General features: G+C 68.8%; 18 protein-coding genes. 9 read left to right on the forward strand and 9 right to left on the reverse strand.

What is annotated here, in order from left to right; genetic code table 11:
• Positions 1-26 precede the first annotated feature (26 nt).
• The 3 genes from MB1_RS11935 to MB1_RS11945 all read right to left on the reverse strand — a co-directional run bounded on the left by MB1_RS11935 (position 27) and on the right by MB1_RS11945 (position 3,992).
• Positions 27-1,199 (reverse strand): MerR family transcriptional regulator, encoded by a 1,173-nt coding sequence (locus MB1_RS11935; protein ID WP_066907120.1) that lies wholly within the window; start codon positions 1,197-1,199, stop codon positions 27-29.
• Between the two features lie 108 nt (positions 1,200-1,307).
• On the reverse strand, positions 1,308-2,417 hold the full coding sequence (locus MB1_RS11940) for a branched-chain amino acid aminotransferase (protein ID WP_066907123.1): 1,110 nt from the start codon (positions 2,415-2,417) through the stop codon (positions 1,308-1,310).
• Positions 2,418-2,507: 90 nt separating this feature from the next.
• Positions 2,508-3,992 carry a sugar porter family MFS transporter gene (locus MB1_RS11945; protein WP_066907126.1) on the reverse strand — a complete coding sequence of 495 codons (1,485 nt, stop codon included), beginning with the start codon at positions 3,990-3,992 and terminating at the stop codon, positions 2,508-2,510.
• Positions 3,993-4,333: 341 nt separating this feature from the next.
• Here MB1_RS11945 and MB1_RS11950 point away from each other — a divergent pair, with 341 nt between their 5' ends.
• Entirely contained in the window at positions 4,334-4,666 is a 333-nt protein-coding gene (locus MB1_RS11950; RefSeq protein WP_369406865.1) for an excalibur calcium-binding domain-containing protein, read from the forward strand.
• A gap of 84 nt (positions 4,667-4,750) precedes the next feature.
• Here the strand turns inward: MB1_RS11950 and gcvT are convergent, their stop codons facing one another.
• Positions 4,751-5,857 (reverse strand): glycine cleavage system aminomethyltransferase GcvT, encoded by a 1,107-nt coding sequence (gene gcvT, locus MB1_RS11955; protein ID WP_066907132.1) that lies wholly within the window; start codon positions 5,855-5,857, stop codon positions 4,751-4,753.
• 112 nt (positions 5,858-5,969) lie between these two features.
• Between gcvT and MB1_RS11960 the strand changes: the two genes are divergently transcribed.
• The 5 genes from MB1_RS11960 to MB1_RS11980 all read left to right on the forward strand — a co-directional run bounded on the left by MB1_RS11960 (position 5,970) and on the right by MB1_RS11980 (position 12,318).
• Positions 5,970-7,505 (forward strand): leucyl aminopeptidase, encoded by a 1,536-nt coding sequence (locus MB1_RS11960; protein WP_439646939.1) that lies wholly within the window; start codon positions 5,970-5,972, stop codon positions 7,503-7,505.
• Positions 7,506-7,722: 217 nt separating this feature from the next.
• On the forward strand, positions 7,723-9,522 hold the full coding sequence (sucB, locus tag MB1_RS11965) for a 2-oxoglutarate dehydrogenase, E2 component, dihydrolipoamide succinyltransferase (protein WP_066907135.1): 1,800 nt from the start codon (positions 7,723-7,725) through the stop codon (positions 9,520-9,522).
• A gap of 79 nt (positions 9,523-9,601) precedes the next feature.
• Positions 9,602-10,366: a lipoyl(octanoyl) transferase LipB gene (lipB, locus tag MB1_RS11970; RefSeq protein WP_066907138.1), complete on the forward strand. Its 765-nt coding sequence runs from the start codon at positions 9,602-9,604 to the stop codon at positions 10,364-10,366.
• Positions 10,367-10,409: 43 nt separating this feature from the next.
• The gene (lipA, locus tag MB1_RS11975; protein WP_439646940.1) at positions 10,410-11,441 is read left to right on the forward strand and encodes a lipoyl synthase; all 1,032 of its coding nucleotides are present in this window, start codon (positions 10,410-10,412) and stop codon (positions 11,439-11,441) included.
• Between the two features lie 133 nt (positions 11,442-11,574).
• Complete coding sequence (locus MB1_RS11980) at positions 11,575-12,318, forward strand: DUF4191 domain-containing protein (protein ID WP_066907447.1); 744 nt, start codon at positions 11,575-11,577, stop codon at positions 12,316-12,318.
• A 126-nt stretch (positions 12,319-12,444) separates the two neighbouring features.
• Here the strand turns inward: MB1_RS11980 and MB1_RS11985 are convergent, their stop codons facing one another.
• Positions 12,445-12,909 (reverse strand): RDD family protein, encoded by a 465-nt coding sequence (locus MB1_RS11985; protein WP_066907450.1) that lies wholly within the window; start codon positions 12,907-12,909, stop codon positions 12,445-12,447.
• A gap of 209 nt (positions 12,910-13,118) precedes the next feature.
• Between MB1_RS11985 and glnA the strand changes: the two genes are divergently transcribed.
• Positions 13,119-14,555: a type I glutamate--ammonia ligase gene (glnA, locus tag MB1_RS11990; protein ID WP_066907144.1), complete on the forward strand. Its 1,437-nt coding sequence runs from the start codon at positions 13,119-13,121 to the stop codon at positions 14,553-14,555.
• Positions 14,556-14,707: 152 nt separating this feature from the next.
• On the opposite strand, the gene MB1_RS11995 is transcribed toward glnA, so the two are convergent.
• Positions 14,708-15,286 carry a PadR family transcriptional regulator gene (locus tag MB1_RS11995; protein ID WP_066907147.1) on the reverse strand — a complete coding sequence of 193 codons (579 nt, stop codon included), beginning with the start codon at positions 15,284-15,286 and terminating at the stop codon, positions 14,708-14,710.
• 186 nt (positions 15,287-15,472) lie between these two features.
• Between MB1_RS11995 and MB1_RS12000 the strand changes: the two genes are divergently transcribed.
• Both MB1_RS12000 and MB1_RS12010 read left to right on the forward strand, forming a co-directional pair.
• Positions 15,473-15,862 (forward strand): nuclear transport factor 2 family protein, encoded by a 390-nt coding sequence (locus tag MB1_RS12000; RefSeq protein WP_066907150.1) that lies wholly within the window; start codon positions 15,473-15,475, stop codon positions 15,860-15,862.
• Positions 15,863-16,389: 527 nt separating this feature from the next.
• Positions 16,390-17,406 carry a methyltransferase gene (locus tag MB1_RS12010; RefSeq protein ID WP_084351605.1) on the forward strand — a complete coding sequence of 339 codons (1,017 nt, stop codon included), beginning with the start codon at positions 16,390-16,392 and terminating at the stop codon, positions 17,404-17,406.
• Between the two features lie 46 nt (positions 17,407-17,452).
• Here the strand turns inward: MB1_RS12010 and MB1_RS12015 are convergent, their stop codons facing one another.
• From MB1_RS12015 to MB1_RS12025, 3 genes are read right to left on the reverse strand one after another with little or no spacing between them, the layout of a single operon-like run.
• Positions 17,453-19,120, reverse strand: coding sequence for a fatty acyl-AMP ligase (locus MB1_RS12015; protein WP_157084028.1), 1,668 nt, complete (start codon positions 19,118-19,120; stop codon positions 17,453-17,455).
• On the reverse strand, positions 19,107-22,508 hold the full coding sequence (locus MB1_RS12020; RefSeq protein ID WP_066907162.1) for a non-ribosomal peptide synthetase: 3,402 nt from the start codon (positions 22,506-22,508) through the stop codon (positions 19,107-19,109). The genes MB1_RS12015 and MB1_RS12020 overlap by 14 nt, the downstream gene beginning before the upstream one ends.
• Positions 22,505-23,419: a YqcI/YcgG family protein gene (locus MB1_RS12025; protein WP_169801645.1), complete on the reverse strand. Its 915-nt coding sequence runs from the start codon at positions 23,417-23,419 to the stop codon at positions 22,505-22,507. Before MB1_RS12025 ends, MB1_RS12020 begins: the two co-directional genes overlap by 4 nt.
• Between the last annotated feature and the right edge of the window lie 30 nt (positions 23,420-23,449).

Genomic DNA, 23,449 nt, shown 5'->3' on the forward strand with positions numbered 1-23,449 from the left:
CCGGCCCCGGTGTCGGTGTCGGCCGTTCAGCCCCGCACGGGCATCACGAGACTCAGCACATCACCGGGGTCGGCGGAGCGCACCCGGATCGGTTGTTCGGGGCCGATGATGTCGAGCACCAGATCCGGTCCGACCGCCGCCTGGATCGCCGGGTGGAGCGTCACCGGGTCCACCATCAGGTCGATGGCCGGGCCGTCGACACGCGCGGGGATGTCGGCTGCGCCCAGAGTGAATCGACCGTCGGCGGCGGACATCCGTACCGCCCGCCCCGACAGGGCGGCCTCGACCAGGTCGACCATCGAACGACGGTCGACGATCGCCCGGCTCGGTGGGTCGGCGAGCCCGGAGAGCAACACCCGGTGGTCCGGATACCGCCCGGCCAGGCCGGCACACGACAGTCGGCCGGCGGAGATCCTGTGGTCGCCGGCGGCGTCGGTCCTGTGGTCGCCGGCGGCGTTTATCCTGTCGTCCTCGACGGAGTCGGTCCTGTGGTCACCGACGAGGTCGATCCCGTCGCAAACGACGAAGTCGATCCCGTCGCCGACCGGTTCCGCCCGCAGCGGGCCGCGACGCCGCAGGCGCGGCAGCAGTCGTGCGACCGCCTCGGCGTCGAGCGTGCGCGACCATTGCTCGGCGGCGCCGGGGGCCACCAGGGTGCGGGTGGTCAGACGGTAGCGGTCGGTCGCGGTGACCGTCACCGTGGCGGGGTCGACGTCGACCCGGACGCCGGCCAGCAGCCGCAACTCCCCCGCGACCGCCGTCGGGTCGGCCGCGGCGGTCGCCACCCGCTCGATGGTGGTCGCCCAGATCGCTCCCGGCAGGATCGGCCCGCGCGGGCTGCCGGTGGTCGCCGGGACCGGCGGGCCGCCGAGCAGTAGGTCCGCGACCTGCCCGGCCCGCTCGGCGCGATCCCGCAGACCGGCGGTGTGCCGGTCGAGCAGTCGGCGGCGGTCGGTCGGGGGCGCGTCGAGGTAGTCGCCGATCCCCCCGAGGGCGAGGTCGATCTCGCGCAGTCGGCGGATCGTTCGAGCCGTGTCCGCCTGGTCGAGCGAGTAGTACCGGTAGCCGGAGGACGGATCGACGCGGGCCGGCCGCAGCAGCCCGACGTCGTCGTAGAGACGCAGAGCGCCGGCGGTCAGTCCACAGAGCCGCGCGAACGCTCCGATCGTCAGCAGGTCGCGGGAGTCCTCGTCGTTCATGCCATCACCGTCGCCCCTCCGGCTACCGGAAGGTCAACCCCTACGGATCTCCCGAACCGGACGTCACCGGGACACCCGAAGTCGGCCGGGGTGCCGGATAGCGCGGTATCAGACGGCGCGCAGGGGCGTCATCCACCCGTGGGTGTCGGCGACCGTGCCGTTCTGGATGCCGGTGAGGGTCTTGCGCAGCGCGAGGGTGACCTCGCCGGGAACGCCGCCGCCGATGACGAACTCGCCCTCGGCGTGCTTGACTCGGCCGACCGGGGTGATCACCGCGGCGGTGCCGCAGGCGAAGACCTCCGTCAGCTCTCCGCTCTCGGCCTTCTTCTGCCATTCCTCGGTGCTGATCCGGCGCTCCTCGACGCCGTAGCCCGCCTCGGCGGCGAGGTCCAGCAGCGACTGGCGGGTGATGCCGGGCAGCAGCGAGCCGGACAGCGACGGGGTCACCAGGCGCACATCGTCACCGGATCCGAAGACGAAGAACAGGTTCATCCCGCCCATCTCCTCGACCCAGCGACGTTCGATCGCGTCGAGCCAGACGACCTGATCGCAGCCCTCGTCCTTGGCCTGGGCCTGGGCGAGCAGCGAGGCGGCGTAGTTGCCGGCGAACTTCGCCGCGCCGGTTCCGCCGGGGGCGGCGCGCACGTACTCGGTGGACAGCCACACGTCGACCGGCTGGACGCCGCCGGCGAAGTAGGCACCGGCCGGGGAGGCCATGAGGATGTAGCGGTAGCTGGTGGCGGGGCGCACGCCGAGGAATGCCTCGGTGGCGAACATGTACGGGCGCAGGTAGAGCGATTCCTCGCTGCCCGCGGCGGGCACCCACTCGTGGTCGACGTCGATCAGTTGACGCAGCGACTCGGCGAACAGTTCCTCGGGCAGTTCGGGCATCGCGATGCGGCGGGCCGAGGCCTGCAGCCGCTTCGCGTTGGCCTCCGGCCGGAAGGACGCGATCGATCCGTCGGCGCGCCGGTAGGCCTTGAGCCCCTCGAAGATCGCCTGCCCGTAGTGCAGGACGTTCGCGGCGGGGTCGAGGGTGATCGGCCCGTACGGCCGGACGACGGCGTCGTGCCAGCCGCGGTCGGCGTCGTAGTCGATGGTGACCATGTGGTCGGTGAAGTAGTTGCCGAAACCCGGATTCGCCAATACCGCCGCGCGATCCTCGGCGGAGGTCGGAGCGGGGTGCGGCAGGCGATCGAACTGCAGGTCTTCGGACATGGAGGTCATGGTAGTCGGCGGTTACGGGGTGCGGATGCGGACCCGGGAACCCGCTGTGCACGTCCCCGGGTCCGCCTCGACCGGTCCTGCCTACCGCTTGTGCGCGACCCTTCGCGCCGACTTGCGGGTCAGCGCCATGTCGTCGGTCATCGCCTCGAGCTCGAGCCCCTTGGTCTCGGGTATCCGGAAGTAGACGAAGACCAGCGACAGCAACGCGAAGAAGGCGTAGAAGCCGTAGGCGAACGACAGCCCGATATTCGAGAACACCGGGAAGGTCGTCGAGACGAAGAAGTTCGACAACCACTGGGCGGCCGCCGCGACGGCGAGCGCCCAGGCGCGAATGTTGTTCGGGAACATCTCCCCCAGCAGCACCCAGACCAGCGGACCCCAGGTGGCGCCGAAGGCGACGACGAAGGCGTTGGCGCTGATCAGCGCGACCGTCGACCACGGCTGGGCGAGACTCACACTCGTCGAACCGTCGGCGGCGACGACCTCGGTGGCCTGCGAGAAGGCGATCGCCATCAGCCCCAACGAGATCGCCATGCCGGCGGAGCCGACCAGCAGCATCGGCCGCCGGCCCACCCGATCGACCAACATGATCGCCACGATCGTGACGACGATATTGGTCACCGAGGTGATCACCGTGATCAACAGCGCATTGGATTCGTCGAAACCCACGGAGCGCCAGAGGGTGGTCGAGTAATAGAAGATCACGTTGATGCCGACGAACTGCTGGAACATCGACAGCAGAATGCCCAGCCAGACCACCGGCTTGAGACCGAGCAGACCGCCTCGCAGGTCACCCAGCTTCTGGGTCTTCTCGTGGGCGAGAGTCTGACGGATCTCCTCGATCTTGAGGTTGATCTGGTCGGCGCCGGTGAAGTCGTGCAAGACCTGCGCAGCTCGGTCGACATCTCCGCGGGCCACCAGGAAGCGCGGCGACTCGGGTAGCCGGAAGGCGCAGGCGCCGTAGACGACCGCCGGGATCACCTCGGCCAGGAACATCCACCGCCAGGCCTCGAGGCCGAACCACAGGGTTTCGGCGGCGCCGCCGGCGAGTTCGGCGAGCAGCGCGTCGGACAGCAACGCCACGAATATGCCGAGCACGATCGCCAACTGCTGCAGGGAACCGAGCCGACCGCGCACGGACGCCGGGGACACCTCGGCGATGTACGCCGGGGCGATCACCGACGCGGCGCCCACTCCGAGGCCACCGATCACCCTCCAGATGATCAGGTCGGTGACGCCGAAGGCCAGACCCGAGCCGATCGAGGAGATCAGGAACAGCAGCGCAGCGACGAGCATGACCGGGACGCGCCCGAATCGATTGGCGATGGGAGCGGCGAACCAGGCGCCCGCGGCGCAGCCCAGCAGAGCCGACGACACCGCGAACCCGGACAGTCCCGGGCCGAGCGAAAACTGGTCGGTCAACGCATCGACGGCGCCGTTGATGACGGCGGTATCGAATCCGAACATGAAGCCGCCCAATGCGGCGGCTGCTGCAATTCCGATGACGCGAATGTTCAGGCGACTCGGCGGGTGATTGACAATCTCGGCCACGAGATCCTCCAACATTTCGACCCGGCCTCTCCGACCGGTCCGGCGCTGAACGACAAGATGATTGAGCCGAGGCTAGCCCCGATCGAGGACACCTCGGAAGGTTTTTCCGAGCGAACTCGAAGCGACCGGTCAGACTGGACATCCACCTGCCGGTTTGGACCGCTTTGACCGTTTCGAGACCGGACCGTGACGCGGCCTGTCATTCGGTCGATGCAATCCGGCGTCGCCTCCACACCGAAGCCTCCTCCAACGTGCATGATGTTCGCGGCTCATCAACCATTCTTATCGGAGGCAAACAAATGGCCCGCTCCACACTTATTGTTCGATCGCTTCTGCCGTTCGCGGCGGCAGCCGCAATGGTGGTGGGAACGGCGTCGGTCGCGAGCGCGGACCCGCTCACCGATCTGCTGTGCAATGTCGGCTCGGCGCAGTTCTGCGCACCCGCCGAGACCCCCGCACCCGGCGAGGTCGCCCCGGCTCCCGCTCCGGCCCCGCAGGCAGCCCCGGCACCCGCCCCTGCCCCGGCTCCCGCGCCGCAAGCCGCGCCGGCACCGGCGCCGCAGCAGTCGACCTTCCAGTACCGCAACTGCAGCGAGGCGCGGGCCGCGGGTGCGGCTCCGGTCCTGCGCGGTGAGTACGGCTACGGCCGCCACCTCGACCGCGACAACGACGGCATCGGCTGCGAGTGATCCCGCCCGTTCACCCCACTCGGATCCGGGTGGGGTGAACGGCCGTCGGGTGTGGCACCCGCCGGTGCGGATGGGCGCGGTGGGTCAGCGGGTATGGGCGGGGACGAACGGCAATTCGGCGACACGGGCGGGGACCGCGCGTCCACGAATCTCGACCTCGACGTCCGCTCCGATCGGCAGCGCCGCGGCCCGGTCGACCAGGGCCAGCGCGATGCCGATCGACAGGCTCGGCGAGAAGGTACCCGATGTGGTGGTACCGACGACCGCTCCGTCCAGCAGGACCGGCGCGTCGGCCCGCAACACTCCCCGACCGGTGGCCGCCAGCCCGACCAGGGTGCGCGGCGCGCCGTCCTTCTTCTGCTCGCGCAGTACCTCGTGGCCGCGGAACTCGGGCTTGCGCCAGCCGACCGCCCAGCCGCACCGGGCCTCGACCGGGGTGATCGTCGGCGACAGTTCGTGTCCGTGCAGCGGATAGCCCATCTCGGTGCGCAGGGTGTCGCGGGCGCCGAGGCCGGCGGGCGCTCCCCCGACCTCGGACAGCGGGGCGAGCAGCGCCCGGATCAGATCGGCGGTCGCAGCGGCCGGGGCGACGATCTCGAAGCCGCGCTCGCCGGTATATCCGGTCCGGCAGACGCGAACCGGTCCGGCGGGCCCGTCGGCGTCGACGAAGGCCATGTAGTCGAGTTCGGTCGGTAGCCCGACCGCGGCGAGCACGTCGGCCGATCGCGGCCCCTGGACGGCGATCACGCCGTAATCGTCATGCTGATTCTCGATCTCGACACCGGCCGGTGCGGCGGCCCGCAGATCCTCCACGACGGCCGCGGTGTTGGCGGCGTTCGGCACGAGGAAGACCTCCTCGTCGGAGACGAGGTAGGCGATCAGGTCGTCGATCACGCCGCCGGAGTCGTTGCAGTACAACGTGTACTGCGCCTTGCCGGGAGCGATCCTGCCCAGATCGTTGGTCAGCGACCGGTTGACGAAGTCGGCCGCGCCCGGTCCGCGGACCACCGCCTTGCCCAGGTGGCTGACGTCGAACAGGCCGGCCGCTTCGCGGGTGGCCTTGTGCTCGGAGACCGTGCCCGCATACGACAGCGGCATCGACCACCCCGCGAAGCTCGCAAACTTCGCACCGAGCTCGCGGTGGACCTCGTGGGCCGGTCCGGGCCGGTCGGTTGCCTGATCGTCGCTCATGGCACGACAGGGTAGCCGGGCGGCGCCGCCGCGAGGCATCGATACGATTGCTCGCCGAAGGATCGTCGACCCCCGTCGGTCCATTCCATCGCCACATCCCGAGGAGCTCCGCGTGACGTCGACACCGCCCGAATCCACCGATTCCGGCCAGGAATTCATCGTCACCGGACGGCCCGGCGAGGTCGAGGTCCTCCTGCTGGGGTTGCTGCCGGGTGACGACGGGCCGACGCTGGTCGGCGGCGAGATCCTCGGCCCGGCGGCCGAGGCGATCCTCGCCTCGCTGATCGCGGTCGGCGCAACCGGCAAGACCGACAAGTTCACCCGCATTCCGACCCCGCCCGGCTCCCCGGTCGCCTCGATCGCGGCGATCGGCCTGGGCTCGGCCGAGCCGGACGACGACGCGGTGCGCTGGGCGGCGGGCGTCGCTGCCCGCAACCTGGCCGGCGTCGCCTCGGTGGCCACCACCCTGTCGCTGCTGGCCCCCGGTCCGACCGCGGAGGGCTTCCACCTCGGCGGCTATACCTTCACCGCGTTCAAGACCGCCGCCTCGTATACCGCCAAGCCGGAGACCAGCCCGGTCGAGTTGATCGTCACCGACCCGCAGGACCCGCAGGTCGCCGACGAGGTGCGCCGCGCCCTCGCGGTCGCCCGGGCGACGACGACGGCCCGCGACCTGGTCAACACCCCGCCGAGTCACCTGTACCCGGCGGCGTTCGCCGAGCGCGCCGCGCAGCTGGCCGCGCCGGTCGGCGTCGAGGTGGAGATCCTCGACGAGGCCACCCTCGCCACGGAGGGCTACGGCGGCATCTTCGGAGTCGGCCAGGGCTCGGTGCGGCCGCCGCGGCTGGTGCGGCTGACCTACCGGTCCGCCGCGGCGGACGCCAAGACCGTCGCGCTGGTCGGCAAGGGCGTGACCTTCGACACCGGCGGCATCTCGATCAAGCCGGCCGCGGGCATGGAGAACATGACCTCCGATATGGCGGGCGCCGCCGCGGTGATCGCCGCGACCCTCGTCGCCGCGGCCCTCGCGCTGGACGTCACCGTCATCGCGACCGTGCCGATCGCAGAAAACATGCCCTCCGGCACCGCGATCCGCCCCGGCGACGTGCTGACCCATCTGGACGGCTCGACCGTCGAGGTGATCAATACCGACGCCGAGGGCCGGCTGATCCTGGCCGACGCGCTCGTGCGGGCCGCCCGCGACGAACCCGACTACGTCATCGACGCCGCCACGCTGACCGGCGCCCAGATGATCGCGCTCGGCACCCGCACCCCCGGCGTGCTCGGCACCCCCGAGTTCCGCGACCGGGTGGCGGCGTTGTCGCAGGAAGTCGGCGAGAACGCCTGGCCGATGCCGCTGCCGGCGCACCTGAAGGCCGACCTCGATTCCAAGATCGCCGACCGCACGAACGTCACCCCGCACCGCTACGGCGGGATGCTCTCCGCCGGCTGGTACCTGCGCCAGTTCGTCCCGGAGTCGATCCCGTGGGTGCACCTCGATGTCGCCGGCCCGGCGTACAACACCGGCGGCCCCTACGGCTACACACCCAAGGGCGCCACCGGCGTTCCGGTCCGCACGATCGTCGCGGTCCTCGAGGACATCGCCGCCGAGACGGCCGAGCCGGAGGAATCGCCCACCGCGGGCTGATCCGGTTCCCACGACATCCGGGCCGCGGCCCGGACATTCGTCGCCGGTGCAGCCGTCGGGATTCCCCCGACGAACGCCCCGACAATCCCCTACGACACTCATTGGGCCCTTAGCTCCCGCGATCAGCGCCCGAGTGACAGGATGGGGTGCGAGCGGGCGGCGACACGATCACCTCCCCCGAATTGACCGACCCACAACCTGTCGAGGAGTCAACACAATGGCCTTCTCCGTCCAGATGCCTGCGCTCGGTGAAAGCGTCACCGAAGGCACCGTTACGCGGTGGCTGAAGCAGGAGGGCGACACCGTCGACGTCGACGAGCCGCTGCTGGAAGTGTCGACCGACAAGGTCGACACCGAGATTCCGTCACCGGTGGCCGGCGTGCTGTTGAAGATCACCGCGCAGGAGGATGACGTCGTCGAGGTCGGCGGCACCCTCGGCGAGATCGGTGAGGAGTCCGAGGCCGGCGCGTCGGACCCCGCGCCCGCCGCCGAGCCCGAGACCAATGGTCAGGCCGCACCGGAGCCCGAGCCCGAGCCCGAGCCCGAGCCCGACGAGGCCACCATCGCCGCGGCCGCACCCGACACCACCGCCGCCGCCCCCGCGACCACCGATGGTTCGGGCGAGGGCACCGAGGTGACCATGCCCGCCCTGGGCGAGTCGGTCACCGAGGGCACCGTCACCCGCTGGCTCAAGGCTGTGGGCGACGAGGTCGCCGAGGACGAGCCGCTGCTCGAGGTCTCCACCGACAAGGTCGACACCGAGATCCCCTCGCCCGTCGCCGGCACCCTGCTGTCGATCGCGGCGCAGGAGGACGACGTCGTCGAGGTCGGTGGCCTGCTGGCGACGATCGGTTCCGGCTCCCCTGCCGCGCCGGCCGCCGAGCCTGCCCCCGCACCCGAACCGGAACCGGCTCCCGCCCCCGCCCCCGCACCGAAGCCGGAGCCGAAGGCCGAGGCCCCCGCTCCGGCACCGGAGCCCAAGCCTGCCCCGGCCCCGGCTCCTGCACCCGCTCCGGCCGCCGCGGCGCCGGCCCCCGCCGCCGAGTCCGACGGCGCGAGCCGCTACGCCACCCCGCTGGTGCGCAAGCTCGCCAAGGAGAACAACATCGACCTGGCGACGGTGTCCGGGTCCGGTGTCGGCGGACGCATCCGCAAGCAGGATGTGCTCGCCGCCGCCGAAGCGGCCAAGGCCCCGGCCCCGGCTCCCGCTGCCGCACCGGCCGCTCCCGCCGCCGCGGCTCCGGCCGCCGCGGGCCCGTCGGCTCCGAAGGGTGTCCGCCCGGAACTGGCGGCGCTGCGCGGAACGACCCAGAAGATCAACCGCATTCGCCAGATCACCGCGCAGAAGACCCGCGAGTCGCTGCAGACCTCGGCCCAGCTGACCCAGACCTTCGAGGTCGACGTCACCCGGATCGTGAAGCTGCGGGCGCGCGCGAAGGCCGGTTTCGCCGAGCGCGAGGGCGTCAACCTCACCTTCCTGCCGTTCTACGCGCTGGCCGTCGTCGAGGCACTGAAGCTGCACCCCAACGTCAACGCCAGCATCGACGAGGGCAAGAAGGAGATCACCTACCACAACGCGGTGAACCTCGGCATCGCCGTCGACACCGAGCAGGGACTGCTCTCCCCGGTGATCCACAACGCCGGTGACCTGTCGCTGGCCGGTATCGCCAAGGCGATCGCCGACATCGCGGCGCGGGCCCGGACCAACAAGCTCAAGCCCGACGAGCTCGCCGGCGGCACCTTCACGATCACGAACATCGGATCGCAGGGCGCCCTCTTCGACACCCCGATCCTGGTTCCGCCGCAGGCGGCCATGCTCGGCACCGGCGCGATCGTCAAGCGTCCGGCGGTGATCACCACCGACGACGGCGGCGAGGCGATCGCGATCCGGTCGCTGTCCTACCTCCCGCTGACCTACGACCACCGCCTGATCGACGGCGCGGATGCGGGCCGCTTCCTCACCACGATCAAGCACCGCCTCGAGGAAGGCGCCTTCGAGGCCGACCTCGGTCTCTAGGGACTGGTCTCCGGGGACTGGTCTCCGGGGACTGGTCTCCGGGGATTCGCCTCAGCCGGGTTGTAATCGTCTGCAACGGATGGGCCACGATCGGCCGCGCGGTAGCGTGGCGGTCGTGGCCCCTTCGTCTTCTCTGCGCACCTCCGACGGCGCGATGGACATCCGCCGCCTCGGCACCATCGACTACGCCGAGGCGCTCGATCTGCAGCGCGAGTGCGCCGATCGACGAGCCGCCGACACCGGTGACGACGTGCTGCTGCTGCTGGAGCATCCGTCGGTCTACACCGCCGGGCGGCGCACGGAACCGTCGGAGCTGCCCACCGACGGCAGCCGGGTCATCCCGGTCGACCGCGGCGGCAAGATCACCTGGCACGGGCCCGGTCAGCTGGTCGGCTACCCGATCATCCGGCTGGCGGAGCCGATCGACGTCGTCGCCTATGTGCGCCGGCTGGAGGCGGCACTGATCGCGATCTGCGCCGAGCTGGGCCTGGCCTGCGGTCGCATCGACGGGCGCTCCGGGGTCTGGTTGACCGAGCCGGAACGCAAGATCGCCGCCATCGGGGTGCGGGTCGCCCGGTCGGTGACCCTGCACGGCTTTTCCCTCAACTGCGACAACTCCTTTGCCGGCTTCGACGCGATCGTGCCCTGCGGCATCGCCGACGCCGGGGTGACCTCGCTCAGCCGTGAACTCGGCCGCGACGTCCCGGTGGCCGAGGTGCTCGAGCTCGCCGCGCGGATCGTGCCGGACTTCCTCGACGGCGCCGCCTCCGTCGAGGTCCCGCTGCTCGGCGCCGCGCCCGATCCGCTGCGCGCCCGCGTGCACCCGGCGATCCCGAGCCTCTGAAACGCGTCGGGCTGGGCCGCGACCGTTATGTCCGGCGCGTAGCATCGGACGGGTGACTGTCGCACCCCCGTCCGGCCGCAAGCTTCTTCGGATCGAGGCGCGCAACGCGCAGGTTCCGATCGAACGCAAGCCGGGGTGGATCAAGACCAAAGCCACGATGGGCCCGGAGTACAGCGAACTCAAGGGCCTGGTGAAGCGCGAGGGTCTGCACACCGTCTGCGAGGAAGCCGGGTGCCCCAACATCTTCGAGTGTTGGGAGGACCGGGAAGCGACCTTCCTGATCGGCGGCGAGCAGTGCACCCGACGGTGCGACTTCTGCCAGATCGATACCGGTAGACCCGAGGAACTCGACCGCGACGAGCCCGAGCGGGTCGCGCGCAGCGTCCAGGCGATGGGGCTGCGCTACTCGACGGTCACCGGCGTCGCACGCGACGATCTCGACGACGGCGGCGCCTGGCTGTACGCGGAGACCGTGCGGGCGATCAAGCGCCTGAACCCCGGCACCGGCATCGAACTGCTGATCCCGGACTTCAACGCCGTCCCCGCCCAGCTCGCCGAGGTCTTCTCCTCACGCCCGGAGGTGTTGGCGCACAACGTCGAAACCGTGCCGCGCATCTTCCGTCGCATCCGTCCGGCGTTCCGCTACGAGCGCAGCCTCGCCGTGCTCACCGCTGCCCGCGATGACGGCCTGGTGACCAAGTCGAACCTGATCCTCGGCATGGGCGAGACCCCGGACGAGATCACCGAGGCGATCGACCAGTTGCACGCCGCCGGCTGCGACATCCTGACGATCACCCAGTACCTGCGCCCGTCGCCGCGCCACCATCCGGTGGAGCGCTGGGTCAAGCCGCAGGAGTTCGTCGAGCATTCGCAGTACGCGGAGAAGATCGGCATCGCCGGGGTGATGGCCGGACCGTTGGTCCGCTCCTCCTACCGCGCCGGACGGCTCTACGCGCGGGCGATGAACCACCACGGTCGCGCGATCCCGGAGCAGTTGGCCCACCTGACCGAGGAGGGCACCGCCGCCCAGGAGGCGGGCGCCGTGCTCGCCCGCTTCGGCCCCGCCGACGCCTAGCTCGGGTACCCGCCGCGCGGGGCTGCCCGAGCGGTAGCCCTGCTGCGGTCCGGACACGGCAATCGGACCCGTTTCGCGCCCGGCGATCACCTCCCTGCCGATTCGCCGTATGCGTACGGATATCCTCGTCGGTATGGCGAAGAGCAGTGCCGACGCGGCGAAGAAGGAAGCAAAGGCTGCGGCGAAGGCTGCCAAGAAGCAGGCATCGAAGCAGCGGCGCCAGCAGATCTGGCAGGCGTTCCAGATGCAGCGGCGCGAGGACAAGAAGCTGCTGCCGATCATGATCGGTGTGGTGCTCGCGTCGATCGTCGTCTTCGTGATCATCGGCTGGCTGCTGAACATGCCCTGGCTGTTCGCGCCGCTGGGCGTGGCGGTCGGCGCGCTGGCCGCCGTCGCGATCTTCGGACGCCGGGTGCAGAGCAGCGTCTTCCGCAAGGCGGACGGTCAGCGCGGCGCCGCGGGCTGGGCGCTCGAGAACCTGCAGGGTTCGTGGCGGGTGACCAACGCGGTCGCCGGCACCACCCACTTCGACGCGGTGCACCGCGTGATCGGTCGGCCCGGCATCATCCTGGTCGCCGAGGGCGCCCCGCACCGGACCAAGGGCCTGATCGCCCAGGAGAAGAAGCGCATCTCGCGGCTGGTGGGCGACACCCCGATCTACGACCTGACCGTCGGCAACGAGGACGGCCAGGTTCCCCTGGCGCAGCTGCAGAAGTACCTGCGCAAGCTGCCGAAGAATATCGACAACAAGCAGATCGACTCGATCGAGTCGCGCCTGGCGGCGATGGCCGCCAAGACCGGACCGGCGATGCCGAAGGGCCCGATCCCCGGTGGCGCCAAGATGCGCGGTGTGCAGCGCACCGTCCGCCGTCGCTGAGCGACACCCCGCGGATACCGCGAACCCCCGGCCGGGATGGGCAACCATCCGGCCGGGGGTTCGTCGTTGTGGGAGGGCGCCGACCCGGGTGGTCGGTACAACCGGATCAGCCTCGGCGCACCCGAATCAGCGCACCCGAATCAGCACGGTTCCGGTGGCGCGGTCGTGCATACCGCGGTTGTCGCCGTCGGTGATCACCGCCGGGACCACGAACGACAGGAAGATCTGTCGCACCAGGGCGCGCACGAAGCCGACCCGCATATCGCCCTCGATGCGGGCGACCCGGATGCCGGCAACGAGCTGACCGGGTGTGAACGAGAAGAACGTGACGGCCAGAACGCCGACGGCGAACCACACCAGGAAGGTCACCGTCGCCCACCCCGATCCGTCGCCGGCGGGCAGGTAGGCGGCCAGGCCCATCGCGATCAGCCAGTCGACGAGCAGACCCAGCGTCCGCCGCCCGAACCCGGCGACAGAACCGGGGCCGTCGGCGGGAAACCCGAAGGCGGCACCGGGATGCGTGCTCCCCCCTTCCGGGGTGGGCAACGCCGAGGAGGGGCCGGAGAGCCAGGAACCGGTAATGCGGGCCATCCGTCCATAGTAGGACCCGCCGGTTGGACCCGCGTCGGGCCTGTTCAGCACGGAATCGACCGCCGGCATGCGGCTTCCGACGATCGGACGTAACCTTTCCGAAACGAGGCTATGACTTGGCCGCAATACCGGCTTCATAGCGTCCAGAAGCGATGACCGCCGTCCGGGTGGCCATCGAGCCGACGTAAGAGCACCTAAGGAGCATTCGCGTGGCGTTCACCACGGCCGAAGAGGTCATCGATTTCATCGCCAAAGAGGGCGTTGAATATGTCGATATCCGGTTCACCGACCTTCCCGGTATCCAGCAGCACTTCTCGATCACCGCGGCGGCCTTCACCAAGGACACGATCGAGGAAGGGCTTGCCTTCGATGGTTCCTCGGTCCGCGGCTTCCAGTCGATCCACGAGTCGGACATGCTGCTGCTGCCGGATTACGGCACCGCGCGCATCGACCCGTTCCGCGCTGCCAAGACGCTGAACCTCGACTTCTTCGTCCACGACCCGTACACCCGCGAGGCGTACAGCCGCGACCCGCGCAATGTCGCGAAGAAGGCTCAGGACTACCTGATCAGCACCGGCATCGCCGACACCGCCTACTTCGGTGCCGAGGCCGAGTTCTACATCTTCGACTCGGTCCGCTACGACTCGTCGATCAACAGCTCGTACTACTACATCGACTCGATCTCGGGCGCCTGGAATACCGGCGCCGAGTACGAGGAGGACGGCAGCCCGAACCGCGGCTACAAGGTCCGCACCAAGGGTGGCTACTTCCCGGTCCCGCCGTACGACCACTACGTCGACCTGCGCGACGACATCTCGACCAACCTGACCAAGGCCGGGTTCGAGCTCGAGCGCGCCCACCACGAGGTCGGCACCGGCGGCCAGACCGAGATCAACTACAAGTTCAACACCCTGCTCGCCGCGGCCGACGAGCTGCAGCTGTTCAAGTACATCGTCAAGAACACGGTGTGGCAGGCCGGCAAGACCGCCACCTTCATGCCCAAGCCGCTCTTCGGCGACAACGGCTCCGGTATGCACGTCCACCAGTCCCTCTGGAAGGACGGCAAGCCGCTGTTCTACGACGAGAAGGGCTACGCCGGTCTGTCGGACCTGGCGCGTCACTACATCGGCGGCATCCTGCACCACGCTCCGTCGCTGCTGGCGTTCACCAACCCGACGATCAACTCGTACCACCGCCTGGTGCCCGGCTACGAGGCCCCGATCAACCTGGTCTACTCGGGCCGCAACCGCTCCGCCGCGGTCCGCATCCCGACCACCGGCAACAACCCGAAGGCCAAGCGCCTCGAGTTCCGCGCCCCCGACAGCTCGGGCAACCCGTACCTGAGCTTCGCCGCGCAGCTGCTCGCCGGCCTGGACGGTATCCAGAACAAGATCGAGCCGCCCGCCCCGGTCGACAAGGACCTCTACGAGCTGCCGCCCGAGGAGGCCAAGGACATCCCCCAGGCCCCCACCTCGCTCGCGTCGGTGATCGACGCCCTCGAGGCCGATCACGACTACCTGACCGCCGGTGGCGTCTTCACCGAGGACCTGATCGAGACCTGGATCGCGCTCAAGCGCGAGAACGAGATCGCCCCGGTCAACCTGCGTCCGCACCCGTACGAGTTCGAGCTCTACTACGACGTGTGATCGGTAGCGTGACCTGCGCCCACGCGTAGGACCGCGATCGCTCCGGACCAACAGACGTCCCCCGGTGTCCACGGACATCGGGGGACGTCTGTTTTACGTTTCCGCGGCCGCGCAGACCGCCGGGCGCGACCGATCAGCCGGCGACTCGGGTTTCAGTCGCCGGTCGCCGCCTGCGCGCGCTCGGCCCGCCTGGCCAGGATCTCCAGGGTGGTCGTCCCCCACCGCACGTTCTCCTCCTCGAAGCCGATCCCGCGGGCGAGGGTCAGATACGGGCCCACCCGCGGCGCGGAGACGAGGTAGTCGGCCTCGGTCAGCCCACCGAGCAGCCGATCGCGCAGCCGCAGATAGCGCTTCAACTTGGTTTCCGCGAGTTCCACCCGAGCGGCGACGGCGGCGCGCACGGAGTCGATGTCACCCCACTCCACCCCCTGGACCTGCACCATCATCTCGTCCCGCAGGGCCGTGGGCTTCGGCTCCCGCCGGATGAACTCGGCGACCGCCTCGAGACCGGCATCGGTGATCGAGAAGACCCGCTTATTCGGTCGGCGCTCCTGTTCGACCCGACGCCCAGCCAGCAGGCCCTCGGCCTCCATCCGGTCGAGCTCCCGGTACAGCTGCTGCGGCGCGGCGGTCCAGAAGTTCGCCACCGAGTTGTCGAAGGACTTGGCCAGGTCGTAGCCGGAGGACTCGCCGTCGAGCAGGGTCACCAGGATCGCATCGCGCAACGCCATGGCAACGAACAGTACTCACATTGTGGCTAATCACATCGGTGACCACTCACCGGCGTCGAACAAGAATTCATACCTAGTCAACAAAGTGAGTAGGTTATTTGGTTAGTATCAGTGACGCCCGGTGTCGTGTACCGATCCGACCGCCGATACCCGGGCCGATCCGCCGCCGCCCCGAGGAGATACGCCATGCATCCGTTCCGCAAAGCCGTCGAAGCCCGCGACCTCGACGCCGTCGCCGACCTGCTCGACGACGATGTCGTCTTCACCAGCCCGGTCGCCTTCCAGCCCTACCCGGGCAAGCCGATCACCGTCGCGATCCTGCGCAACGTCATCGAGGTCCTCGAGGGCTTCCACTACGTCCGCGAGATCGGCGCCCCCGACGCCGCCGACCATGCGCTCGTCTTCGAGGCCACCATCGACGGCAAAGCCGTGACCGGGTGCGACTTCATCCACGTCAACGACGCCGGCCTGATCGACGACTTCGTCGTCATGGTCCGACCGCTCAGTGCCACCAAAGCTCTCGCCGAACAGATGAACCTCCGCTACGAGCGCATCAAACAGCAGGCCGGCTTCTGAGCGTCGAGCCGTGACGATCAGCGCCGCTAGGACGAACGCCGGACGCCGGTGACCATCCGCGTCGCGATCGGCGACAGCCGTCCGGAGGTCTTCCGGGATCGCCGGATGTGGTCCCCCGATCTGCTCCACCTCGGCCCCATCGGCCACGAGCAGCCGGCGAGGGGCTGCCGCCGAGACCCTCGGGCTTCCCGGCGTCGCCCCCTGGCGGGAACCGCTCACCGGACCCCCACCGGGGTTCACCCCCCCCCGCGACGACACGGCGCGGTGGATCACCCCCAGCCCCAGGACGAGGACGGGACCCGGAACGCCGACGGCGCGATCATGTCCGTCCCCGACGCGGCGCTGTAGCTCGTCCGGGACGTGCGCTGTTCACACCTCCACGTTTTTCGGCCGCCGAGGAGACTATTGTCTTGCCGCCCGAGAAACGTCGAGCTTTGAACAGCCACCCTGCCCATACTCCATCTGCGCACCCCATATCGCGTGAGCTTCCCTTAATATCGAGCCCATCGCCGATAGTAAGAGGTGCCATGACATCGCACGTGCAACCCTCCGTGAAAGCTCTGCAGGGGCAACTTCTGACCCTCCTGATGGGCAACTGGATTGCCACATCGATTTCCATGGCCGCCGAACTGGAAATCCCCGACGCACTCGACGGCGCCGCCCTCGATTCGTCGCAGATCGCTGCACGGATAGGCGCCGAAACCGAACCTGTCGCCCGACTGATGCGCCTGCTCCACGCCCTCGAGATCGTGGACGAGCAGGACGGGCGCTATCGGCTGACACCACTGGGCCACCTCATGGTCGGCGATCACCCGCATTCGATGAAGGATCTGGCAATTCTCTATGGGGAGAGCTACTTTCACCGTGCCTGGTCGGAGCTGGCGGGAGGAGTCCGCACCGGCGAGCAGCCCTTCGTCCGCTCCCACGGCCACTCCGTGTTCGAGCATCTCACCGCCAACCCGCAGCTATTGCCGACCTACTCCGCGGGAATATCCGTGGGTAGTCGATTCATCGACGAAATGGCCGATCTCTACGACTTCTCGCAGAAGCGAATTGTTGATATCGGCGGCGGGGACGGCACACTTCTGAAGGCCGCATTGGCAGCAGAAAATACCGCCACCGGCATTCTTTTCGAGCAGCCGGAAAACCTGTCCGCCGCGGAGCGGAAATTGGGCGAATTCACCTCGACCGGGCGGTGCTCACTCGTCGGTGGGGATTTCTTCACACGTGTTCCCGCCGGGGGTGATGTCTACATTCTCTGCCGGATTCTGCACAACTGGGACGACGACGAGTCGATACGAATCCTCCGCAACTGCCGGTCCTCGATCGAGGACGACGGACGACTGCTGATCGTCGAGAGGGTGATCACCGAGCCGCCCTCGGTGATCACCTCCGGCTTCGATTTGCATATGTTCGTGATGACCTCCGGACGGGAACGCGACCTCACGGGTTATGGACGATTGCTCGATCGGGCCGACTTCGCGATCGATCGGGTGGTCGAGCTCCCGCTGGAGATGCGGTTGATCGTGGCCCGCCCCCGATAGATCCCGGCCACGCCGGCTACGCGACCACATCGGCCCCGGAACCGGACTACACCGACTGGGGTCCGTACTGCTTCTTGGTGGACTGGCGCGAGATCTTGCCGTTGGTGGCCCGCGGAATCGCCCCCGGCTCGACGAGGTCGACACCGCCGAGCCGAACGTCGAAGGTACGCGACACCGCCCGCACGATCTGCTTGCGCAGGGCTTCGCGGGCAGCCGGGTCGGTCTCGGCGGTCTCGACGACGCAGGCCAGTTCCTCGCTTGCGGCGACCTCGTAGCCGTAGACCGCCACCGCGAGGACCCCTTCGAGCGCCTGCACGGTGGCGTCGACGTCCGGCGGATGGATATTTCGGCCGTTGACGATGACGACCTCCTTCAGCCGCCCCGCGATGTAGAGGCCTCCGTCGTGGAGGAACCCCAGATCGCCGCTGCGCAGCCACCGTCGGCCGTCGGCGTCGACGACAAAGACCTCCGCAGTCTTCTCGGGTCGGCGCCAATAGCCGTCGGCGACGCTGTCCCCGGCGAGTCGGATCTCGCCGACCGTGCCCGGAGCGACGGGGCTACCGGTGTCCGGGTCGACGATCGCGAGGGTCTGACCGGTCGCCGTACCGCAGCAGACCAGGGTTCGGGCCACGCCGGCCGGCGGCCGCACCCTCCCCACCTCGAGGTGCGCGGCATCGAACTCGGACACGACGTAATCGGTGTCCACCGGCTTGGCGGCGGCGAGGCTGGCCTCGGTGCATCCGTAGCTCGGCGTGGCCGCCGCTGCCGGAAGGCCCAACGGCTCGAGCGCCTTCTGGACCTGAGCCATCGTGTCCGGGTTCATCCGTTCGCCACCGTTGATCAACGTCCGCAGGGATCCGAGATCGATGCCGGACAGGTCGGCCGCGCCGATGCTGGTCAACAGACGTTCGTAGGCGAAGTTCGGTGCGCCGCTGACCGTCGCACCGGTTTCGCTCATCACCGCGAGCCATCTGAGCGGATCCTGGATGAAGGCCTGCGCCGCGAAGTAGACCCCGTGCCCGCCCGCCATCAGCGGTCCGAGCACCTTGATGAACAGGCACATCGCGAAGGAGAACGGCATCCAACTGACCGCGACGGTGTCGTCGCCGAATCCGTAGGCCCGATCGCATTCGGCGACGTTGGCCAGCACGCTGCGATGGGTGGTCATCACCGCGCTCGGTGTGCCGGTCGATCCGGAGGTGTAGATCAGGTGAGCGAGGTCGGATCCCGCCCGGGCCACGGGTTCCCATCCGGCACCGCTCCCCGGTTCGATGTCGTCCGCGACGAGGACCTGTCGTACTCCGTCGAGCCCCTGGTCGCGAAGCATGCGCCGGACCGCCGGCAGGTAGTCGCCCGTCGTCACAACCACGGTCGGCTCGGCGTCGCGCAGGCAGTCCGCCAGATGCTCGATCTTCCCGTACTCCGGCGGCGCGAGCGGGATGGCCGTACCGCCGGCATAGAGCGTCGCCAGATAGCTCAGCGGATAGTGCTCGCTCGGCGGCAACAACAATGCGATCCGATCACCGGGGTGTGCTTCGATCCCGGCCGCAAGGTCGAGCACGGCCGACTCCACCGCTCCGAAGGTCAGGGTGCGGTCCTCGAAATCTCCGGTCGGCCCGTAGTCGCGGAAGGTGATCGCCGGACGCTCCCGATTGCGTTCCACCACACTGCGAAACCGGTCGACGATGCTGCCGGTACCACTATCGATTGCCATCTCTGCCCTGTCCTTCCAGGTCGCGTCGTGCGAGCCGGGCACGCAGGACGTCACGTTGTCGACGCGCCCGATCACGGTGCACGTTTCGGTGATCCGAACTCGAATTCCCGGTGCCGTCCTTGGCGGCGAACCATTCGGCCAGGCCGGCGACGGTCGGGTAGGCGTAGAGGTCGACGATCGAGACCTCGACCCCGGTGCGGCGGAACAGCATCGGCTGCATGGCAGCCAGGAGCAGCGAATGCCCGCCGGCCTCGAAGAAGTTCGTGTGCACGCCGACGGCGTCGATACCGAGGACGGCACACCAGGAATCGGACACCAGTTGCTCCCAGTCGTTCCTCGGCCGCTGCGCCGCCACCGATACCGGCACCCGCCGGGTGCCGGCGAGGGCCTTGCGATCGGTCTTGCCCGCCCGGGTGAGCGGAAGTTGCGGGAGGACCTCGATCGCGGCCGGCACCATATATTCCGGTACCTTCCGCAGCAGCCAGGCCTTGAGGTCGATGCCACTGACCGACGTTTCGGCGACCGGGGCGACGAAGGCGACCAACTCGGTGCCGCCGGCCGGGCCGGCCGCCACCATCACGGCGACCTGTCGGATATCCGGATGTTGTCGCAGATGTGCTTCTATCTCCCCCAACTCGATCCGGAAGCCACGGACCTTGACCTGGCTGTCGGTGCGCCCGACGAACTGGATCTCACCGCCCGAGCAGAAACGTGCCAGATCTCCCGATCGGTACAGTCGAGCACCCGGTGCCCCGGAGAACGGATCCGGTACGAAGCGGTCCGCGGTCTCGTAGGGCGCGTTGATGTAGCCGCGGGCCAACTGGGCGCCGCCGATGTAGATCTCGCCGACGACACCGATCGGCACCGGCTGCTGATCCGCATCGAGCAGATAGAGCTGTGAATTCTCGTTGGGACGCCCGATCGTGATCCGCGGGTCGTCGTCGCCGTCCCGAAAGACGCGGTGGGAGACCCCGATCGTGGTCTCCGCCGGCCCGTATCCGTTGTACATCGTGGCGCGGCAGGCCGCGCGAAAGCGATCGTGGAGGGCGGCGGTCAATGCTTCTCCGCCGCACCAGACGTGGGTGAGGTTGGCTACCGCCGTCGAGAAGCGGGGGTGGTCGACCATCACATCGAGGACCGATGCCACCACGTAGAAGAACGTGACACGTTCGCGTTCGATCACATCGAGCAGGTAGCCCGGATCCCCGTCACGACCTGCGTCGGCGATCACCAGACGTGCACCGCAGGTCAGCGGCAGCAGCATTTCGTTGATCGAGATATCGAAGCTCAGCGGAGCCTTGTACAGCACGGCGTCGGACGCGCCGAGTCCGAGCAGGTCCGCATGCCAACGCAATCGGAAGCCGATGGCCCCGTGCGTGATGATCGCGCCCTTCGGCTCCCCGGTCGATCCCGAGGTGAAGACCACGTACGCCATGGCGTCGTCCGATACGTCGACCGGCGGCGGGGTCTCGGCGGGTTCGTCGGGCTCGGAAGCGGCGACGATCACCACCTCGTCGGTACCGGCGTCGTAGTCCGACCCGGCCGCGATGACGATACGAATGCCGGCCCGCTCGAGCACGGCGTGCTGCCGCTCGGGCGGCCAATCGAGGTCGAGCGGGACAAAGGATCCGCCGGACCGCAGCGCCCCGAGGACCGCGCAGACCTGCTCGGGACCCCGCGGAACCGCGATGCCGATCGTGGTCTCCGGGCCGACGCCGGCCGCGATCAGACGGCCCGCCACGTCCTGTGCGGCCGCGACGACCTCGCCGTAGGTCATCCTTCCGGCCGACGAGGTGATCGCGATCCGGTCGGGATGATCGTGGGCGATCCGCTCGACCATCCGATGCACCGGGGTCCCGTCGATGGGGATGTCGGCGCCGCGCGACCATTGCCGGACAACCAGATCGCGTTCCCGATCCCCGAGGATCTCGAGAACTCCGATCGGCACCGAGTCGAACCGGTCGACGGCGTCCTCGATCAACAACGCCAGATGCCCCAGGATCCGGTCGACGGAGTCGACATCGAACAGATCGGTGCGGTAGATCGCAGCGACGCTCAGGACATCGGGCGCGTCCGTGAACTCGAGGACCAGGTCGAAACGTGCGGTCTCCTGTACCGGGTCGGGTGCCGAGATGACACATTCACCGGCGTCGATGGCCTGCGGTACCCCCGACCGGTAGGAGCACATCACATCGAAGAACGGGGTCCGACCGGCCGATCGGGGCGGTCCGACGGCCTCGACCACCCGATCGAAAGGGACGTCCTGATGCGCGAATGCCGCATTGCAGGCCCGGACCGTCCGACGCACCACCTCACCGAAGTCCGGCTCGCCCGACAGGTCCGTACGAAGCACCACCGTATTGACGAAGTTACCGATCAGCGGCTGCAGCTCCGGTAGATCCCGTGTCGACACCGGCGCTCCCACAGCGATATCCGTCTCGGAGCTGTACCGGTACATCAGGACGTTGACCGCTGCGACCAGAGCCATCCACGTCGTGGCGCCGGACGCCCTCGCTCGAGCCCGCAATCGGTCGGCCACCTCGGCGGACAGCGCCAGCTCGCGCCGGCCACCGGCCGAGCCGAGGACCGGTGGCCGGGGCCGTGACAACGGTAGGTCCAACGCCGGTGGCGGCGGATTCAGAGCCTGCACCCAGTACTCGATCTGCGCCGCCGATCGGTCACCGGCGGTGCGCTCCCACCGCGCATAGTCCGCGTACTGCAGCGGCAACGGATCGATCTCGCCGACGTCCGCGCGCCCGTCCCGAGCCGCGGCGAGCCGGCGGTAGTGCATGCTCAACTCGGCGAGCAGGATATCGAAGGATACGAAGTCGACCGCCACATGATGGGCGACGATCAGCAGCCGATGGCGGGTCGGCGACAGGACGAACAACGTGCAGCGTATCGGCGCCGCGCACGACAGATCGAACGGTTGACGTGCCCGTCCCGCGATGGCTGCGCCGAGCTCCTCGGCCGACCATGCCGACGCGTCGACGACGGCGCACAGGTCCGCGGGCGCCGTCAACGGCACGCCGACCACCTCGATCGACCGATCGCCGGGCTCCGCGGACGTATCGTCCGTCCCCGTGGAACGCTGCCGATAGGTCGTACGCAGGACCTCGTGCCGGTCGACGATCGCCTCCACCGCCGCGACCACGATGTCCGGCCGACACCGGCCGGTCAGATCGACCGAACCGGAGAGGTTGTAGGTGGCGGAACCCGGTGCCGCCCTCTGCATGAACCACATGCGCTGCTGCGCGGCGGACAGCGGTCGCTCCCCCGACTCCGGTGCGGCGGCCGTGATCGCCTCGACACCGGCCGAGGCCTGCGAACCGAGCCCCGCCTCGGCGACCAGGGCGCGCAGCAGGGCGGCGCGTTCGTCGTCGCTCATCGGGCAGTCCTTCCAATACCGTTGGGCTGTAGTCCCGTCCATGTCTGCCGAATGACCTGTAGACAATCCTCCCGACTGCCGTCGATCCCGACGCTTGTCCAGCCGAGTGGCAATGCGCGCCGCGAACTCCACACCGACCGATGACCGTGTCCGTTGACGACCACCCGCCACCCACCCGGCGCCGGCGCAGCGGCGACCCGTCGATGATCGAGCTGCGGGCGAAATGGGCAACCGGCGGCCTTCAGGGCCGGCACCGCCGACTCGTCATCGGGAATGAAGTACTGCAACCACTCCCGATTCTCGGGATCGCCGAAGTTGCCCAGCACCGCCGACGGCTGCGACCCGTCGAAGGCCCGCAGTCGCGTGCGGATCGCCCGTCTCGCCGCGATTCCGCGCGCGCTGTCCGGTTCGAGCCCCTCGAAGACCCAGCGCGGTTGGAAGGTGATCATGAATTCCGGGTTGTGCCGGCTCCTTCGGATCCCGTGGGCCGGCGTATTACAGACGACGAAGATCTCCTCTCCCCCATAGGCGAACTCCCAGAGCGGATCGTCCGCGTCCATCGGCAGATCGGCCGGCCATCGCTCGCGATCGTTGTCGTGCAGATACTGCAGAATCTGCCAGAAGCGCCGAAAGAAGAAGTCCTCCGCGAACCCGTCCATCACCCCGCCGAAGAAGACGACCAACGAGGTGTCCCTGGCCAACGACCGGAAGTTCTCCAGGTAGTCACGAAGAATCAGATGTAGTGGCTCCCAGGTGGACTCGTCGTGCAGGTCCTCCACGAAGCCGTAGCGGAGCGAGCCTTTGCGGGTGGCGGACACCGCGAATGTGCACGGGAAGAGGTCCTCCCGGTCCAGAAGCAACCGCTCCAGCTCGATCACCCGATCGGCACCCCAGGTCGGCAGCGTGCCCATCGTCATCCCTCGGATACGTTCGATCCGATC

Origin of the sequence: Millisia brevis NBRC 105863, from assembly GCF_001552615.1 — a bacterium.
Taxonomy (GTDB): domain Bacteria; phylum Actinomycetota; class Actinomycetes; order Mycobacteriales; family Mycobacteriaceae; genus Millisia; species Millisia brevis.